Here is a 578-nt window from a genome sequence, read left to right as displayed (position 1 = left end):
CAGCCGCTATTGATACATCCCCCAGTGATTATAAACAACGTTTTATGGCGTCAATGCACCACGGCTCACCGAGTCAAAACGAAAACTATTTTGCAGCACAAGTTACATGGGATGAAACTATGGGGGAGTCTATTGTTAACTATGTAACAGCGCATAAAAATACGCAGGTAATGCATATTTCGGGCGATTTTCATGTAAAAAATGGCGAAGGTATAGCGCGTGTTATTAAGCGTTTAGCGCCAGAGTTAAATGTTGTTTGGATATCGCCGGTAACAAGCGTGCAAGCTAATCAAACAGGGTATCAGTTGCAGGTTAATCCTTTGCCACCCCGTTATGTACAAAAAGAACATCAACAAGCGGCTTTTAAAGCTTTAGCCAAACGAGGCGAGCAAACGCATTGCCAATAATAAAATAGGGTGTATTACACAGTGTTAGTGCAATACACCCTTTGATATTTATTTAAGCGTAAATGTGCCTTTCATCATGGCGTAATGCCCAGGAAAAGAGCAAAAATACGTGTAGTTAGTCCCTGCTGTTAAGGCGCTAATATTAAAAGTAACTTGCGCTGATTTGCCACC

At 41.3% G+C, this 578-nt stretch carries 2 protein-coding genes; one reads left to right on the top strand and one right to left on the bottom strand.

Annotated elements, in window-relative coordinates; genetic code table 11:
- Positions 1-407 (top strand): ChaN family lipoprotein (locus tag L652_RS0101885; RefSeq protein WP_024603231.1); only part of this gene is annotated, 407 nt, incomplete at its 5' end.
- Positions 408-455: 48 nt separating this feature from the next.
- Here the strand turns inward: L652_RS0101885 and L652_RS0101880 are convergent.
- The coding region (locus L652_RS0101880; protein ID WP_029770100.1) for a plastocyanin/azurin family copper-binding protein at positions 456-578 on the bottom strand (123 nt) is incomplete at its 5' end.

The organism is Pseudoalteromonas sp. TB25, from assembly GCF_000497995.1.
Taxonomy (GTDB): Bacteria; Pseudomonadota; Gammaproteobacteria; order Enterobacterales; family Alteromonadaceae; genus Pseudoalteromonas; species Pseudoalteromonas distincta.
The sequence above is the reverse complement of the archived record's forward strand: the minus strand, read 5'-3'. Positions and strand labels throughout refer to the sequence as shown.